Origin of the sequence: Syntrophomonas wolfei subsp. methylbutyratica (assembly GCF_001570625.1) — a bacterium.
Classification (GTDB): Bacteria; Bacillota; Syntrophomonadia; order Syntrophomonadales; family Syntrophomonadaceae; genus Syntrophomonas; species Syntrophomonas methylbutyratica.
Map to the genome: position 1 here is coordinate 180,997 of NZ_BBQT01000004.1, position 16,465 is coordinate 197,461.

General features: G+C 44.7%; 15 protein-coding genes. 12 read left to right on the top strand and 3 right to left on the bottom strand.

Annotated elements, in window-relative coordinates:
• The first annotated feature begins 334 nt into the window (after nt 1-334).
• The 6 genes from AWB54_RS05290 (at nt 335) to AWB54_RS05320 (ending at nt 8,109) form a co-directional block, all read left to right on the top strand.
• Nucleotides 335-1,393 carry a GT-D fold domain-containing protein gene (locus AWB54_RS05290; protein WP_011641481.1) on the top strand — a complete coding sequence of 353 codons (1,059 nt, stop codon included), beginning with the start codon at nt 335-337 and terminating at the stop codon, nt 1,391-1,393.
• Nucleotides 1,394-2,082: 689 nt separating this feature from the next.
• Entirely contained in the window at nt 2,083-3,213 is a 1,131-nt protein-coding gene (locus AWB54_RS05295; RefSeq protein WP_061213569.1) for an ABC transporter substrate-binding protein, read from the top strand.
• Nucleotides 3,214-3,282: 69 nt separating this feature from the next.
• On the top strand, nt 3,283-4,488 hold the full coding sequence (locus tag AWB54_RS05300) for an ABC transporter substrate-binding protein (RefSeq protein ID WP_061213570.1): 1,206 nt from the start codon (nt 3,283-3,285) through the stop codon (nt 4,486-4,488).
• 13 nt (nt 4,489-4,501) lie between these two features.
• Nucleotides 4,502-5,185, top strand: a complete 684-nt coding sequence (locus tag AWB54_RS05305; protein ID WP_061213571.1) for a GTP-binding protein — start codon at nt 4,502-4,504, stop codon at nt 5,183-5,185.
• Between the two features lie 16 nt (nt 5,186-5,201).
• The gene (locus AWB54_RS05310; RefSeq protein ID WP_061213572.1) at nt 5,202-6,215 is read left to right on the top strand and encodes an ATP-binding cassette domain-containing protein; all 1,014 of its coding nucleotides are present in this window, start codon (nt 5,202-5,204) and stop codon (nt 6,213-6,215) included.
• 343 nt (nt 6,216-6,558) lie between these two features.
• Entirely contained in the window at nt 6,559-8,109 is a 1,551-nt protein-coding gene (locus tag AWB54_RS05320; RefSeq protein WP_061213574.1) for an L-lactate permease, read from the top strand.
• Nucleotides 8,110-8,165: 56 nt separating this feature from the next.
• Here the strand turns inward: AWB54_RS05320 and AWB54_RS05325 are convergent, their stop codons facing one another.
• Nucleotides 8,166-9,347, bottom strand: a complete 1,182-nt coding sequence (locus AWB54_RS05325) for a pyridoxal phosphate-dependent aminotransferase (protein ID WP_061213609.1) — start codon at nt 9,345-9,347, stop codon at nt 8,166-8,168.
• A gap of 365 nt (nt 9,348-9,712) precedes the next feature.
• Between AWB54_RS05325 and AWB54_RS05330 the strand changes: the two genes are divergently transcribed.
• From AWB54_RS05330 to AWB54_RS05350, 5 genes are all read left to right on the top strand, one after another.
• Nucleotides 9,713-11,092 carry a sensor domain-containing diguanylate cyclase gene (locus AWB54_RS05330; RefSeq protein ID WP_061213575.1) on the top strand — a complete coding sequence of 460 codons (1,380 nt, stop codon included), beginning with the start codon at nt 9,713-9,715 and terminating at the stop codon, nt 11,090-11,092.
• Nucleotides 11,093-11,351: 259 nt separating this feature from the next.
• Nucleotides 11,352-12,623 (top strand): ArsB/NhaD family transporter, encoded by a 1,272-nt coding sequence (locus AWB54_RS05335; RefSeq protein WP_061213576.1) that lies wholly within the window; start codon nt 11,352-11,354, stop codon nt 12,621-12,623.
• A 110-nt stretch (nt 12,624-12,733) separates the two neighbouring features.
• Nucleotides 12,734-13,126 (top strand): DUF134 domain-containing protein, encoded by a 393-nt coding sequence (locus AWB54_RS05340; protein WP_061213577.1) that lies wholly within the window; start codon nt 12,734-12,736, stop codon nt 13,124-13,126.
• A gap of 603 nt (nt 13,127-13,729) precedes the next feature.
• On the top strand, nt 13,730-14,836 hold the full coding sequence (yedE, locus tag AWB54_RS05345; protein ID WP_061213578.1) for a YedE family putative selenium transporter: 1,107 nt from the start codon (nt 13,730-13,732) through the stop codon (nt 14,834-14,836).
• Nucleotides 14,837-14,851: 15 nt separating this feature from the next.
• Nucleotides 14,852-15,061: a sulfurtransferase TusA family protein gene (locus AWB54_RS05350; protein ID WP_061213579.1), complete on the top strand. Its 210-nt coding sequence runs from the start codon at nt 14,852-14,854 to the stop codon at nt 15,059-15,061.
• Between the two features lie 86 nt (nt 15,062-15,147).
• On the opposite strand, the gene AWB54_RS05355 is transcribed toward AWB54_RS05350, so the two are convergent.
• The gene (locus AWB54_RS05355; RefSeq protein WP_061213580.1) at nt 15,148-15,462 is read right to left on the bottom strand and encodes a nucleotidyltransferase domain-containing protein; all 315 of its coding nucleotides are present in this window, start codon (nt 15,460-15,462) and stop codon (nt 15,148-15,150) included.
• On the bottom strand, nt 15,426-15,851 hold the full coding sequence (locus AWB54_RS05360) for a HEPN domain-containing protein (protein WP_061213581.1): 426 nt from the start codon (nt 15,849-15,851) through the stop codon (nt 15,426-15,428). The genes AWB54_RS05355 and AWB54_RS05360 overlap by 37 nt, the downstream gene beginning before the upstream one ends.
• Before the next feature lie 240 nt (nt 15,852-16,091).
• On the opposite strand from AWB54_RS05360, the gene AWB54_RS05365 reads away from it, so the two are divergent.
• Nucleotides 16,092-16,451: an ArsR/SmtB family transcription factor gene (locus AWB54_RS05365; RefSeq protein WP_061213582.1), complete on the top strand. Its 360-nt coding sequence runs from the start codon at nt 16,092-16,094 to the stop codon at nt 16,449-16,451.
• The last annotated feature ends 14 nt before the right edge of the window (nt 16,452-16,465 follow it).

Below are 16,465 nucleotides of genomic sequence, written 5' to 3' on the forward strand. Positions count from 1 at the left end.
TATGATGAACCCTTCCCATACATCCGGGAAGGGTTCATCGTTAGGAGAAGGCAAATAAATTCAAAAGGACGAGTATTAGAAATCGGCTGCAAGGTTTTTAGGCATAATGATGGGCTTGGTCGGTTTAATTAGGATTTTCGGGAATAACCGGTCCTTTATCAGTTATTTTACCTCCAGCTTTATATGCGCTACTTGGTAATACTCGTCTGTTTGGGGTATTCCTGGCTCCAGCATGAGTGGTAACTCCTTTTCCCATGATTGTATATATTAGCTATTAGGGATGGGATAATTCAGAGTGGGTTGGGGTTGGTGAAAGGGTGAAAGGGGATGGCTTATGCAGCTGAAATATGGGTATAGCCGGGGATTGAAACTGAATCTATCTGATCCCCAAATTGATGGAAGTACTGCAGGTTATGGAAAAATTGCTCTGCCGGGCGGGTATGGCAGGGCCGGGTTTAAGATAAGGTCCCGTAGCTGGAGCAAGTTTAAGGCGCCGGGCAAAAGGGATGAGGTGCTAAGGGAACATGCCATATTGGAGTCCCGGATTATGGATATGGCGGAACTGGGAGAGCATATATTTTACGCTCTGGGACAACAACAGGGATTTTCTCTTATTCGCCTGGGGGACTCGGAACTGATTATTCTGGCTCAGGATATTGTTTTTCCCACTAATCTGGAGCTAAAGAAATGGGCTGGCCTGATGGCAGCTCTCTCTCATGATCCGGAGCTGGGGGATGGTGATAATGAGGCAAGTCGCTGGGAAGATTTTTTGAGTCTTTCCGGGGTTCAGTTTCCGGATAAAGGAGCCCAGGATTACTTGATCAAGGCTTTGCATTCGGCTACCCTGGTGGGGATTCCAACTACCAACCGCCCGGGGCGCTCCGCCGCCCATATTAGGCTGATTCAGGGTTTCCAAACCACCCTTTTTAAGGTTCTGGAGAAATTGCAGATACCATTAAATGCTATGCGTTTCTGTGATTCCGCTGCCCATTATATGATTCACGCTTCCGGACTACTGCGGCAAATTCTTCTGCCGGATCAGTATCCGGGGCTCAGGGAGCGCTATTCCCTGCCCTATTCCAAACCGAGAGTCTTACTTATAGGCAACCGGGCTGCCGAGTTTGCTGAATTCTTAACTGCCAATAACTGCGATATTGTGGGAGCCATCTCCCGGGTCGGTATGAATAATATCGAGGAGGTAATCCAGGAAAGCTATTATTATTCATTTGAACTGGCCCTGGTTTCCGCGGGTTCGGCGGCTAAATACATCTGCAGCAGCATTAGCGCCAGGGGAAAAGTAGCCCTGGATACCGGCCAGTTGTTTGATGTATTGCTGGCTTCCGGCCAGTTTGATCACCAGGGCTTTAAGATTCCCTACTACCTGATGCTTTAAGAATTGGAAAAAGAATATTCAATGGTATTGGCAAACCCCAGCTGCAGCTGGGGTTTAGCTTTTCATAAAGTGATAATGGAAAGCTAAAGCTGGGTTTTTTAGGCTTGAATTTTGCCCCGCTGCCTTCCTCAATTATACCTTTTGTGTAAACACATAATTGATTCTACTGCAAAAAGTTATTAATATTCATTGGCTTGTATAAATATACCGCTCGCAGTCTTCGCATGGGCAACACCTGCGGCTTGTCTCGCGGCTCAAGGGGTACACGCTAACCTCCCATCCATGGTCGTATAGCGCTCTCGCGACGTCCTGTCGCTCGCCCCCTTTCGCCTGCTCGCCTTCGCCGGGCGTTGCAACCATGCTTCGCCAACGCTCGCTTTGTATATTTATGCAACCCTTATGCAACAAAAGGGGTTTTCGCAGTGGAGTCATAATTTAGCAGGAAAATCGAAAATACCCTAGAAATAAATAATAAGCAACAAAAACAAACAGAAATAGTAGGCGAGGGATGCTATGCTATAATATAAACAAATTAAACGACACAAAACCGGGATATCTCCATTGTTTCTTGTTTTCGGAAAATATGCCGTCCCGGCTGCCAGAGGGGGTGGTAGTGCATTATTTTTTTCAGTACTTCTTTAGGACGGGGTCTGGAGTTTTTCAAATGAATAGAAAGGGGTATGATTCAAATGGCTAAGAAAGGGTTTAAGCATAAGACGCTGGCAATGGTTCTTTCACTATTATTAATAGTTACGGCATTAGCAGGTTGTTCGGGTTCGGAAAAAGTAAGCAATTCCAGTCCGGAAAAAGAGAGTACTACCATTACTATAACTGACATGTCAGGGAGACAAGTGGTTGTTCCTAAAGAGATTGAAAAAGTGTATTCAGCGGTTCCCATTGGGACCGTTATGCTATATACCATCAATCCGCATAAACTTATTGCCAAAAACTTCAAGTTATCAGAGTTAGAGAAAAAATACACCATCAAAGAACATCATGACTTGCCTGTATTGGGTACTTACATTATGGGTGATACTGCCAATGAAGAAGATATATTAAAGCTAGCTCCAGATATAATAATTTATGCGGGAATTATTAATGATTCCTGGAAATCCAAGGTGGAAGAAGCCCAGAATAGACTGGGAATACCCATTGTTATGGTCGATGGAAACCTTAAGAATGCACCGGCAGCATATGAGTTTATGGGTAAATTATTAGGCGAAGAAGAAAAGGCTAAGGAATTAGGCGAGTATTGTAAGAATACCCTTAACGAAGCTGAAAAAATTGCCGGCAAAATACCGGAAGATGCAAAATTAAGGGTATATTATGCTTGTGGCGAAGACGGTTTAATGACCTATGCAGCAGGAAATATACATTCAGAACTCATTGAAATAGTAGGAGGGAGAAATATAGCTGAAATAAAAGTGGGTAGCCCTTACCAAAGCTCCCGCTTATCGATGGAGCAGTTGATTAAGTGGGACCCACAATTAATAGTAAGCAATAAAGTTGAGGCACGAGGAGGAGAAGGAGGAAGTTCATCTTTACGCAGCAAGATATTAGAAAACAGCAGCCTTAATAATTTGGAAGCGGTAAAAAATAAAGAAGTGTATGAAATACCATGCGCGCCATTTAGCTGGTTTGGCCAGCCGCCATCCGTAGCTCGCATACTGGGAATAAAATGGCTGGGCAATTTGCTTTATCCGGAAGAATTTAATTATGATATAGAACAGGAGACCAAAGAATTCTATAAATTGTTCTATTCCTATGATTTATCGGAGCAGGATTTGGATGAACTCATGAGTAATGCGTTACGAAAATAACTGAACAAGATCTGCCCGGCTCCTGCTTAAAGTTAGGTGCCGGGTAATTTTATACGAGGAGTGATTGGCATGCTGGTAAATGCGGAAGACAAGATTGGCGATATCTTGAAAAATTATCCCGAATTGTATGAGCTATTCTGGGAGAGCGGATTTAATTACAATTCTGCGGCAGAGTTAGTGAACTCATTAGGAAAAGATACCATGTTGCGTACAGTTTTAACGGTAAAAGGCCTGAATGCAGAACTCTTCATTAATATGATAAATTCCAGGATTGGCGATGGCTGTCAAATGGAGGGACTGCAATATGATTATTATAATCCGGATCGGCCGGTAAACCTGCTGGTGAAAACGGCGTGTGCGGTTAGTGAGCATTTTAAGGAAGAGTTGATGGAGACGGTAAAGGCCCGCCAAAAGCTAACGGGAGAGATACCCAATGTATTTATTGTAGATGGTTGTCATGCCCCGCATGAATTTGAAAATTTTCATGATAGCGAGAGTATCGATAAATTGCCGGATATTATAATGTCAATGTCTTTTGACGAGATATATGATAAGCGTTTCATAGATAAGTATGTAAGCCAGGGATATTTTACCAGTGTATTGGATGCCAGGCAGGGGAATCTGCAGGAATATATGGATGATAGTTATACCCTGAATGCGGGGCTGGCTATGGTTTTTCTAATAGATGAGAAAAAACTGGGGGATTTGCCCCAACCCAAAAAATGGGGAGATTTGCTTGATCCTATTTATGAAAACAGCATAATTGCCTTTGGAGACGAGGCTAAAGGGATATTTGAGTATCCCTTATATTATTTTTATAAAGAATTTGGGATGGAAAGCATGGAAAAGCTAGCCCGTAATGTAAAGGGGATTTATCATGCCGCCAAAGCGGCCAGAATGGCAGGTACTAACAGCCGGGAAGCGGGCGCTATATACTATATGCCTTTGACCTTTGCCCAGCTTTGTGAAAACAAAGGTGTTTCCATAGTTCTCCCTGAAGATGGGGCTCTAATAATCCCCATCGCTTTTCTGGTTAAGAAGGATAAAGTTAAGGAGTTGGATTATCTCGTTGATCTAGTGTCAAACACTTATGGACAAATGTGTGCTGATATTAATGCAGCCGTATTTAATGCCAGTATTGAAAGTAAGATTCCTGAAGGAGCAAAGCTTAAATGGTTGGGCTGGGATTATATAAGGTCACATGATATTCCGGCTCTAGGGGAGAAATTGCATGAAGAATTTCATAAAAGCTGGGACAAAAAACAAAAATCATAAGGAAGTGTAATAGTTGAAAATAGTTACGGTCTCCGGGCCGCCCTCATCAGGGAAGACTTCGGTCATAATTAAAACCATAGAATACCTGAAAAAAGACCAACTGGAGATAGGCGTAGTTAAATTTGACAGTTTATCAACCTATGATGATGAAATGTATAAAAAATTAGGGGTGAAAGTGAAAGTCGGCCTTTCCGGCAATCTTTGTCCGGATCATTATTACATGACCAATATAGAAGATAGTGTTAAGTGGGGGATTAGTGAAAAGCTGGATATGCTTATAAGTGAAAGTGCCGGCTTATGCAACCGCTGTTCTCCACATATACGAGATGTATTGGCCATATGCGTTATAGATAATTTATCCGGTATAAACACTCCTAAAAAAATCGGGCCTATGTTAAGGCTGGCGGATATTGTGGTAATAACCAAAGGGGATATAGTATCGCAGGCGGAACGGGAAGTATTTGCCTTTAGAGCCAAACAATCCAGTCCCAGGGCTTCTATAATTTTCATAAATGGCATAACCGGTCAGGGGGCCTATGATTTGAGCCTGCGCCTGAAAGAAGCTAATGACTATGAAAGTGTTATAGATAAAAAACTGAGATTCTCGATGCCCGCGGCAGTGTGTTCCTATTGTACGGGAGAGATAAGAATAGGGGAAAAGTATCAGACTGGCAATATAAAGAAAATAAAGCTCTAGTTATGAAAGGAGTAGAATGTTGGCAAAAGAAGATCTGGCTTCATTTAAGCTGGGAGAACTATTGGCACAATATGACTATGCCAGAGATTTTTTTATATCCATTGGTATAAATGATATTGATAGCAACCGCAGCTTAAAGGATTTTGCCGGGGATATAAATCAGGAACTGCTGGAAGATGCCGGTCTTAATGGAGAGCAGTTAATAACCAACTTCCTGGCATTTATCGATAAAATGGAAACGTTAAAAAAAAGCTCCTGTAATATCGTGGAATCAATAACGATAATAGGCGGTAATGATAAGTTTGGCCAGGAGGAAAACATTAAACTGGAATTAAAAGTAGGAGAAGTAATATCGATAGTAGGACCTACCGGTTCGGGGAAAAGCAGGTTGCTGGCTGATATAGAATGCCTGGCGCAGAGGGATACTCCTACCAATAGACAGATTTTGCTCAATGGAGAGATTCCGGATATGAATAGGAGGTTTTCCATTGAGAATAAGCTGGTTGCTCAATTGTCCCAGAACATGAATTTTGTAATGGATCTCTCGGTTAATGATTTCATAAAGCTGCATGCCGAAAGTAGAATGATTGACCATGTCGAAAAAGTAGTGCAGGAGATAGTAAAATGTGCTAACGAGCTGGCCGGGGAAAAGTTTACCCGGGATACCCCGCTTACGCAATTGAGCGGAGGACAATCGCGGGCCTTGATGATAGCGGACACCGCTCTTCTAAGTCTTTCTCCTATTGTGCTTATTGATGAAATTGAAAATGCCGGTATAGATAGAAAAAAGGCCATCGAGTTGTTGCTTAAAGAAGAGAAGCTGGTTTTGATTTCCACTCATGACCCGGTATTGGCCCTTATGGGAGATAAAAGACTGGTTATAAAAAATGGGGGAATCCATAAAATTATTGTCTTATCCGAGCAGGAAAAACAGTATATCGATGTTTTAGAAAAGATAGATAAAAAAATGCTGCAGATAAGAAGCCATTTGAGAAACGGCGGGGTAATAGACGAAAGTATAACGAGATGAAGTCTGAAAGAAACTCTTTCATGATGTTATGCGCCTCAAGGAAGGAATGGTTATAAGTCTGAAAGAAACTCTTTCATGATGTTATGCGCCTCCCCAATTACTGGTTAACCCGCGTTTGGGAAAACAAGGATAAAACCCTGGCTCATCCTCTGGTGCGGGAAGCCCTCAACTCCATTGTTTGGCCAGGTTTTATTTTACTGTTTAAAAGTTTTTGGAACTGTGGTATTATTCTTTGTATGGAATTTTGCAATAAACCAGTAGAGTTATAATTACAGTAGCAAGGATAGCAATGTTTTACCCAAGTTTAGTAATATTATTACAGGTAGTACGGAGTATTGTTTAAATGGATGTCTTGGTAACACTTATACCAATAATCGCAGTTTTAGCTTTACTGGTTTTTGCCAGATGTGCTGCTGACCTCAGTGGTTTGGCAGGATGGGTACTCGTAGTCCTGGTGGCTATGTTTTATTTTGATACCCCGCTGGAGGTAGCCTTAACTGCCAGCCTGGCCGGTATCATAGCTTCATTTCCCGTTTCTCTCATGGTTGCCACCTCTATTTTGCAAATCACCTTCCTTGAATCTACGGGAGCGTTGAAGAGGATTGTGGTTTTTGTCAAGACCATAGCCAAAAGCAACCAATGTGTACAGATAATGATAATTAATATGGGAATAGGGACTCTGCTGGTGGCTGTAGGAGCAACCCCGGTTTCTATTCTACCCCCGATTATGGTAGCCCTGGGCTACTCCACTTTTGTAGCGGTGGCCCTGCCTGCTCTGGGCTTCGATTCCCTCTGTACTTATGCCTTGCTGGGAGCCCCTCTGGTGGTTTTCTCCGATATGACCGGCACCCCCTTGAATGAATCGGCCCTGGTTTTCTCGCGCTTTATGCCCATAATCTCTACTATGATTGGATTTGGCATGCTCTGGATTGTAGGCGGTTGGGCCAAGATGCGGGAGGGTTTTGTCCCTTGTATATTAGCCGGGGTAAGCATGGGATTGACAGCGGTGGGGGTGGCTCATGCTGGTACAGGCATTGTTTTAACGGGAGTAATTGGGGGAGTGGTTACCATCCTGGTTATGATTCTCTATCTAAAAGTATTGAACAAACCACTGTTGGAGCGCTCCTGCCTGAACAAGCAGGATTTGGAGGTTGAGGCGTCCATGTCCTTGTTGAAAGCACTGGCTCCCTGGCTGATTCTGGTTACTTGCTGTTTAATCATAAATTTTTGGACTCCGCTCCATAATTATCTTTTCCGGGAACTGGCTATGCCCCTGCACATCATACCTGGGGAAAAGCCGGTAATGACAAGAATGCTCTGGAATGCCTATACCTGGGTAATAATAAGTACTCTCATGGCGATTCCCTTTATCCAGCCAAATCGAGAACAGTGGCAGGAGATTTTTCGCAAGTGGTGGCGCAGAGCACCCCGACCGGTATTTTCAGCAGCCATATTCTTTGCTATTGCTTATGTAATGATGAAATCAGGTTTTGCCCCTGAAGGGGGAAAATGGATACTTAAGAATCCGGAGCTGAATATGATTTCTGTACTGGCTATTAGTTCGGCCCATTTTTTCCAGGGGCTATATCCGGCGGTTGCTTCTTTTCTGGGTTTACTGGGTGGCTTTGTAAGTGGCAGCGAGGCCTCCGCTATCGCTCTTTTTGCCAAGTATAATATTTTGACTTCTAAGATTCTTAATTTGGATGCCCTGGTGGTGACTGCCGGAACGGCTATCAGTGCTGGTTTGGCCAGTGTTATTTCCCCGGCCAAACTGCAGAATGCTGCTGCTACCATAGATAGTATGGGTATCGAGTCGCAAGTCATCAAAATTGCCCTGCTCATAGCTCTCATCTTTACCAGTGTAGCTGCTCTCTTAACATTTATCTGGGCCTAGAGGGGCATAGAAACGTCCCCGCCGGGTACTCCTGGTGTTCCACCCGGCAAAGTTACTTATTGCTTTAACTCTTCTGCCAGGGCCGCAAAAGCAGGTATGGAGTTCTCGATGGTTTTGAAATCTACACAATAGGCTATACGGAAATAGCCCGGGCAGGCAAAACCGCTTCCGGGAACGAGCAAAAGATTGTATTTTAAAGCCTTTTGGACAAATTCAATATCATTGGGCAGGGGGGAGCGGGGGAAGAGGTAAAAAGCCCCCTGCGGTTTGACACAGGAGAAGCCCAGTTTTATCAGTTCCTGGTAAAAGAAGTTGCGACGCCGCTGGTATTCGCGAGTATCGGGAAGCTCATCCAGGGACAGGGCCACCAGCTTCTGAAACAGGGAAGGTGCATTGACAAAGCCCAGGGTACGGTTGGCAAAGCTGAGGCCGGCCATCAGGGTTTCTATATCCTCGATTTCCGGGCTGGCGGCGATATAACCGATGCGCTCGCCGGGCAGGGCCAGGGATTTGCTGAAGGAATTGACCAGAATGCAATGGGGGAAAAACTTCATCAGCGGCGGGACCACGGTATCATCATAGACCAGTTTGGTATAGGGTTCATCGGAAATCACCATGATATTGCGGCCATATTCCTTTTCCTTTTGCTCCAGGATAGCGGCCAGGGCTTTAAGGGTGCTTTCCCCATAGACCACCCCGCTGGGGTTGTTGGGGGAATTAAGTATGATAGCCTTGCAGCGCGGGTTCAGGTTTTTTCCCAGGGCCTCCAGGTCCGGTAGGAAGTTAGAGTCGGTAGGCACCACCACGCTTTTGCCCCCGTGGTTGTCCACATAAAAACCATATTCCACAAAATAGGGAGAAAAGACTATAACTTCTTCACCGGGATCAAGGATGGTTTTTAGAACTACATTAAGGCCTCCGGCGGCTCCACAGCTCATTACGATATGATCGAGGGTTAGAGCCTTACCCGTTTCTTCCCGCAGTTTGGCGGCAATCCTTTCTCTAACCTCAGGGTAACCGGCATTGGCCGTATAGCGGTGCAAGCCCTGGGATTCCTCCATTATCAGTTGGCGCAGGTTTTCCTGTACCGCCAGCGGGGGTTCGTAATCCGGATTCCCCAGGCTGAAGTCGAAGACCTTGTCTTCCCCGTGTATCTGGCGCAAGCGGTTTCCTTCTTCGAACATAGCCCTTATCCAGGAAGCGTTTTTAATATCATGGCGAATTTTTTCCGATAGCATATAGATCATTCTCCCCTTTTTTTGTTTAAATTCTAAATCCGCAATTTTCAACCTCAACAACTTGTTTTCATTAAATAAAACAAATACTCCTTCAAGTAGCTTATACAAATTAATTTTGTTTAGCAATTATAATTAATCATAGCATGAATTACCCTTTTCTAAATATAATATAATAAGGGAAGAAGGTTCTATGAGATGGCATCTCATAGATGAACTTCAGCCCCAAGATTCGGGACTTAATTTGCTTTGCAGAATTCGCAAGGTAGTGTTATAATTCCATAAAAAAGGAATATACGGGAATTATTTTTTATTTTTTTTACAACTAGATATACTCTGCCATTTTCCTTAGTGAAAGGAAGAGAGCGATGCATTTTCCCCTGGACTTTTACCAGGCTGTTTTGGAAAATATAAATCATGGCCTGGCTTTTTTTTGTTTTATTATCAACCAGGACCGGGAAGCTAAAATAGAAAACGCTGAGTTAGTAATGGTTAATCCTGCTTTTATCAAATTAACCGGGCTGGATAAAGAGGAAATAATGGGCCGGATGCTCCCGGAATTGTTCCCGGGCGTATTTGATAGCAGGTTTGACAGGCAGAACTTTTTTGAAATTGTCCGGCTGGATGGTAATATGAAAAGGCGGGAGTATTATTATAAAGAGTCAGAAAAATGGCTTTTGCTGGTATTCTTCAGTCCCCAACCCGGTATTCTGGGAGTAGCTTTGCATGACATTACTGAGTTAGAAACAATTCGGGAAGAGATTGAAAAATCCAGCAGGGGGGGCTCTCTTGAGTTAGAGCGGCAAGAAGGGAAAAAGCTGCTTCTGGACTTGCCCCAGGCCATATCCCGGAGTCTATCCCAGGAGATATTTTCCCACGCATTTTGTCTAAATCCTACCTTGATGAGTATTACTACTTTTGATGAATCGATTTACCTGGATGTTAACGAGAGTTTTTTGGACACGCTGGGATTCAGCAGGAATGAAGTTATAGGGCGTAGCTGCTCTGAACTGGGAATACTGAGCATTTCTCAGAAAAAAGAGATTCAGGAAATGCTGTTGGAACAGGGGAAGATAAGGAATTGGGAAAGCAAGTTCATATCGAAAGCGGGTCAGGAAGTGCCCGGTCTTCTCTCCGTTGATTTGATTCAGGTCAGGGATAAAAAACTATTGTTGATGGTCTTTCATGATATTGCGGAGAGAATGAGGATGAAGGAAGAACTGGAAGAGAAAAACCAGCAACTGCGGGAGTTGAATAAAATTCTTCAAGTTCAGGCGATTACCGATAGCCTTACCGGGCTCTATAATCACCGGCAGGTATTGGAAAAGCTGCAAATGGAAATAGCCCGGGCTAATCGCTACCAGCAAGATTTGACCATAATGATGCTGGATATAGATCATTTCAAGAGCATTAATGATGAATTCGGCCATCAGGTAGGGGATGTGGTCTTGGTGGAGGTGGCCCAAATAATAAAGAGAAACCTGCGCAATATTGATATAGCCGGGCGCTATGGAGGAGAAGAATTCCTGATTATCCTGCCGCAGACCAATCTAAAAAACGGCAAGCAGGTGGCGGAAAGAATCCGCCGGCAGGTTGAAATGGAGGGTTTCGAGGATAGAAAGGAAGGAATTACCGTAAGTATTGGATTATGCCAGCATAAGGGAGAAGAGATGGTCGAATGCATAGAAAGGGCCGACCAGTTGCTGTACCGGGCCAAGAGGGAGGGCCGCAACCGGATTGAGTGCTAAACAAACGGTTTTTCAAACTTTTCAAGCCAGCGGCTTTATGTTATGATAATTGTATATATGAATAAGTTATACGGTCAAGGCAATTCTGGCGAAAGCCGGGGTAGCCAGGCAGAGTGATCTAAGTCACAGCTAAATGCAATAGTGATATGATGATTCTGCTGTGAGAAACCGGCTTACCAGGGGGGGTAGCCTTTAAGAGGCTACCGTTTTTGTTTTTTTGGGGAAGATACTTCCAAATATATTTTTGGGGGGAACTGAAATGTCTAATTTCTGGCTATCCATAGTAATATTCCTGCTGGCTTATGTCTTTATTATTATTGAGAAAGTGCACCGTTCTGTAGTAGTCTGGGTGGCTGCAGCTCTGGTAATCTTTCTGGGGGTTATCAGCCAGGCAAAAGCGATAGAAGCCATAGATTTTAACACCCTTTGGCTGTTAATAGGTATGATGGTTATTGTGGGTATAACTCGAAAAAGCGGAGTTTTTGAATACATAGCTATAAAGTCGGCCAAATTAGCCCGGGGCAACCCCTTATATATAATGGTAATCCTGGCTCTGGTTACAGCGCTAGCTTCAGCCTTGCTGGATAATGTGACCACGGTACTGCTGATGGTACCAGTAACCTTTGCTATTACCGATCGTTTGGAAATTTCCCCTCTGCCCTTCTTGTTTACGGAGATACTGGCATCGAATATTGGAGGTACAGCCACCCTGATTGGCGATCCCCCCAATATCATGATTGGTAGCGCTACCGGCCTGGGTTTCATGGATTTTATCAATAACCTGGCTTTACCGGCAATTATAATCCTGATAGTAACCATTGCCTGCCTGCTTTTGATCTTTCGTCGAGACCTGGCGGCTGGTGAAGATAAAATTGCCCAGGTTATGGAACTTGACGAAAGAGAGTTTATCAAAGAATGGGCCATTCTTAAGAAATCCCTCCTGGTACTGGGCTTGACCATGCTAGGCTTCATCTTGCACCAGTACTTGCACCTGGAATCGGCCACCATAGCTTTGGCAGGTGCGGGCCTACTTTTGCTGGTGACCAAAGTAGAACCGGAGGAAGCTTTATTGAGTGTGGAATGGCCTACCATATTTTTCTTTGCAGGACTCTTTGTGATAGTGGGTGGACTGGAGGTCAATGGAGTTATTGATCTGGTCGCTCGTGAAGCTCTGGCGATAACCGGGGACAGCCCCTTTAGAACCGGTATGTTGGTTTTATGGTTATCAGCGGTTGGTTCGGCTTTTGTGGATAATATTCCCTTTGTAGCCACCATGATTCCTCTTCTGCAAAGCATTGGGGAAATGACTGCGATGCCCATGGAATCGGTGTGGTGGTCTCTGGCTTTGGGTTCATGCCTGGGGGGGAACGGTACCCTGATAGGGGCTTCGGCCAATGTGATTGTGGCTGGCCTCGCCGAAAGATATGGTAATACTATAAGATTTTTAGACTTTATGAAGCTGGGTTTTCCGCTGATGATATTATCTATTATCCTTTCCGCCATTTACCTATATATGAGGTTCTGGGCTTAAGCCCCCTTTACTCCTGCTTGCGTTGACATATGTTCAAAACCGGGCTAGAATCAAAACCAGGCAAAGGCTCCAAATGGCTGGCAAAATAGATAAGAACAGGAGAGAAGAAGATGGCGCGGGAACCCAGGTGCCGCCGAGTTGAGTACATGCCCCGGGTGGAGTGTTTCAAACCGGCAGGTATACCCTTGTCTTGTTTGGAGGAAGTACAGATAAAAGTGGAAGAACTGGAGGCTATCCGTTTGAAGGATCATTTGCGCCTGGAGCAGGAGGACTGCGCCAGAAGAATGCAGGTTTCCCGTCCTACCTTTCAGAGGATACTGGTTGAAGCCCGGGCTAAAATTGCCTATGCCCTGAGCAGTGGTAGAGCTATTCGCATCGAAGGGGGCAACTACTGTATGGGTGCTGGCTATTGCCGGCGGCGGCAGAGGGAAATCAGAGAAGGGGAACCCTGTGATTTCGAGGGCTCTGCGATAAAAATGGAAAGTGATGCACCAGATAATTAAGGGTTTTTAAAATAATTTGACAATCAGGGAAGGACTTTTTAGAAGCACAATTTATTGTGCTTTTTTTGCGTTTTTATCCCTCTTGGCCGCTGTTTAGTGTTTATGGATAGTTGACTCTACTGCAAAAAGTTATTAATATTCATTGGCTTGCATAAATATACCGCTCGCAATCTACGCATGGGCAACACCTGCGGCTTGTCTCACGGCTCAAGGGGTACCGCGCTAATCTACCATCCATGGTCGCAACCTTAATAGTGACACCCGCAGGGTGGAACACCAGGAGTACCCGCAGGGTGATAGCGCTCTCGCGACATCCTGCCGCTCGCCCCCTTTCGCCTGCTCGCCTTCGCCGGGTGCTGCATCCATGCTTCGCCAACGCTCGCTTTGTATATTTATGCAATCCTTATGCAACAAAAGGGGTTTTTGCAGCGGAATCATAGTTCAATTCTGTAAACCCTGAACTCATAAATCTTTTTTGTTTTTCCAACAAAATCTTCAAAAAAATTTATCCTCCAGGCAGGAATAATCAAAAGAATGCAGAAACATAATCGTATAACATAATAAATATAACTACGTGTTATAATAGAAGGGAGAGAGATTGTTTTGGACAGGACAAAATGGTATGTACTAACGGTTGGTTTGCTGATTGGGGCTATTGCGGTAACCCTGGTCAAACTGGGGAATCCGCCCAATATGGGTTTCTGTATCGCTTGTTTTGAACGGGACATGGCCGGGGCGATTGGATTGCACCGGGCTGGTGTGGTTCAGTACATGCGGCCGGAAATCATTGGGCTGGTTCTGGGTGCTCTGCTGGCTTCTCTTTTTGCCGGGGAGTTCAAATCCCGGGGAGGCTCAGCCACTTTCGTGCGTTTCATCCTGGGAGTATTCATGATGATCGGAGCTCTGGTATTTTTAGGCTGTCCCTTGCGGGATGTATTGCGTATGGCCGGGGGGGATTACAACGCGGTAGTAGGTTTTATCGGTTTTATTTTTGGAGTGGGAACGGGAGTTTTCTTTTTAAAAAGGGGTTTCAACCTGGGACGGGCTGAATATAGCCATTCTCAGGGCGGAGGACTTGCCTTGCCCCTTATTATGGTCTTTTTCTTATTTCTATTATTAAAGGCCACGGTCTTCAATCCCGATGCGGGGGGACCCTTGTTCTTCAGTGCCGAAGGACCAGGCAGTATGTATGCTCCGCTGGCTTTCAGCCTGGGCGCCGGGCTTTTAGTGGGGATACTGGCCCAGCGGGTTCGTCTCTGCTTGAGTGGTGGCATCAGAGACTTCATGCTGATCCGGGATAATACCCTCTTACTGGGCTTTATCGGTATATTTGCGGGAGCCCTGCTTTTAAATATAGCTTTGGGCTTCTTCCAAACCGGTTTCGCTCCGCAGCCGGTGGCTCATACTATGCACTTATGGAATTTCCTCGGGCTTTACCTGGTGGGAATGACAGCCACCCTATTGGGCGGCTGCCCCTTGCGACAGTTGATTCTGTCCGGGGAGGGAGATACCGATGCAGCTGCAGTTGTGGTAGGTATGATTGTTGGTGCTGCCTTTTGTCATAACTTCATGTTGGCATCCGGAGCCATGAAAGCGGCGGCGGCCGGGGCGGCAGCGAGTCCCGGAGGCCCGGGGATTTACGGGCAGATAGCCTGCATTGTCGGAATAATCGTAGTGGCGGCCATTGGCTTTGCCTTCCGGGAAGATTAAGGAGGGACGGGGAAAATGGAAAAGGTGGATGTCAGAGGTTTGAGCTGCCCCATGCCGGTGATAAAAACCAAGAAACTTCTGGATCAGGGAGTAAAGGAATTACTGGTGGTCGGAACCAGCAGTGTTTCCAAGGAAAATGTGAGTAAGCTGGCCCGCTCCAGCGGCTACCAGGTAGAAATGAAAGTGGATGCCAAAAACGAGTGGGAAATGGAACTAAGGAAATAATATTAATCACGCTTCTGCGCCAGAAATATCTATAACCGCGGGTTTTCCCGCGGTTTTTAGTTTTCGTATAATTTCTATTACTGAGCTTAGATTTCAATACCGTTTCTAATAATCTCGTCAACCAATCCAATTTTCTCCCTATACTCATCACAAGTAAATGCCAGGGGTTCGAGATCCAGGTCAATTTCATCCGCCCGGCTAAGAAGAAATGCTATTCCATCTACTCTTCTCATACCTTGAAAATAATCCGAAAAAATGGCCAGGTCTATATCACTGCCACTATCATATGTACCCCGGGCGTAAGAGCCAAATAGCAAGGCCTTTTCTACGGGGATTTCTTGCCTTAACCTCTCTATATATTTTTTTACTCCGGAGCGTAGTGTTTCAGGGATAGTAACCATTTAAAAACCTCCTCGGTGGTGGTAAGAACTTCAGTAGCTTCCTGCCGGTCAACTGTTTGAGAGAGCTTTTCCTTATAGGAAGGATATCTTTCCGCGATGTAGTATGCTAAAAGTTTTACGAAAAAGGAACCATATTGCTCTCGTTTCTTACGGTAGGCTTCCAAATCCTCAAATATGTCAGGTTGGGATTCAATGATTTTTTTAAAAACCATGGATATGCTATGAGTCCGAGGCGGCTCTTCTTCGCAGAATAGGACATACAACCCTTTAACTAGTTTCTCAATCGATTGCTGGCACATAAATACCACATAAAGATAACGGCCCGCTGATAGTATAGCTCGGGCAGTTTCTATATCTTCCCAATAGGAGCATTTCTGTTTTTTATCCAAAATAATCAACCTCCTAAATACAGGATACCGTAATTATATCTCTAATGATAGTTTATCTTAAGTCGAAATGTAATGATATTATCTTTTGAACCTCTCGTTTATTGGAATGCCCTTACAATCTCCCTTTTCCATATCCTTAAATCTCTTCTTTTTTCTGCTTGATTAATCTGCGGGAAAGGGTGATAATAAAACAAACATATGAACAATTATTCAAATGTAGGATTGGAAGTGAGGGATTCAATGACAACGGTGGGGGAAGATTGCTGTGAAGTCCAGTGTATTCATGAAGATAAGGTGAATTTGGCTCGCCGGGAGAGGCTGGCTGAAGATACGGTAATGGCTTTGGCGGATATTTTCAAAACCCTGGGGGATGCTACCAGGCTTAGAATACTCTCCGCGCTGATGCAGCAGGAGTTGTGCGTATGTGACCTGGCGGCCGTTATTGATATGTCTGATTCGGCGGTTTCGCATCAGCTGCGGGTATTGCGCAGCCAGAAGCTGATTAAGTTTCGCCGGGAAGGGAAGGTAGTGTATTATTCCCTGGCGGATGATCATGTTAGAACTCTTTTTGCCCAGGGATTGGAGCATGTTAATGAGTGAGGAGAACACCTCCA

Excerpts from the sequence above, each read along its gene's own strand:
- AWB54_RS05290 (WP_011641481.1), top strand. The coding sequence starts at position 335 with ATGCAGCTGAAATATGGGTATAGCCGGGGATTGAAACTGAATCTATCT.
- AWB54_RS05295 (WP_061213569.1), top strand. The coding sequence starts at position 2,083 with ATGGCTAAGAAAGGGTTTAAGCATAAGACGCTGGCAATGGTTCTTTCA.
- AWB54_RS05300 (WP_061213570.1), top strand. The coding sequence starts at position 3,283 with ATGCTGGTAAATGCGGAAGACAAGATTGGCGATATCTTGAAAAATTAT.
- AWB54_RS05310 (WP_061213572.1), top strand. The coding sequence starts at position 5,202 with ATGTTGGCAAAAGAAGATCTGGCTTCATTTAAGCTGGGAGAACTATTG.
- AWB54_RS05320 (WP_061213574.1), top strand. The coding sequence starts at position 6,559 with ATGGATGTCTTGGTAACACTTATACCAATAATCGCAGTTTTAGCTTTA.
- AWB54_RS05325 (WP_061213609.1), bottom strand. The coding sequence starts at position 9,347 with ATGCTATCGGAAAAAATTCGCCATGATATTAAAAACGCTTCCTGGATA.
- AWB54_RS05330 (WP_061213575.1), top strand. The coding sequence starts at position 9,713 with ATGCATTTTCCCCTGGACTTTTACCAGGCTGTTTTGGAAAATATAAAT.
- AWB54_RS05335 (WP_061213576.1), top strand. The coding sequence starts at position 11,352 with ATGTCTAATTTCTGGCTATCCATAGTAATATTCCTGCTGGCTTATGTC.
- AWB54_RS05340 (WP_061213577.1), top strand. The coding sequence starts at position 12,734 with ATGGCGCGGGAACCCAGGTGCCGCCGAGTTGAGTACATGCCCCGGGTG.
- AWB54_RS05350 (WP_061213579.1), top strand. The coding sequence starts at position 14,852 with ATGGAAAAGGTGGATGTCAGAGGTTTGAGCTGCCCCATGCCGGTGATA.
- AWB54_RS05355 (WP_061213580.1), bottom strand. The coding sequence starts at position 15,462 with ATGGTTACTATCCCTGAAACACTACGCTCCGGAGTAAAAAAATATATA.
- AWB54_RS05365 (WP_061213582.1), top strand. The coding sequence starts at position 16,092 with ATGACAACGGTGGGGGAAGATTGCTGTGAAGTCCAGTGTATTCATGAA.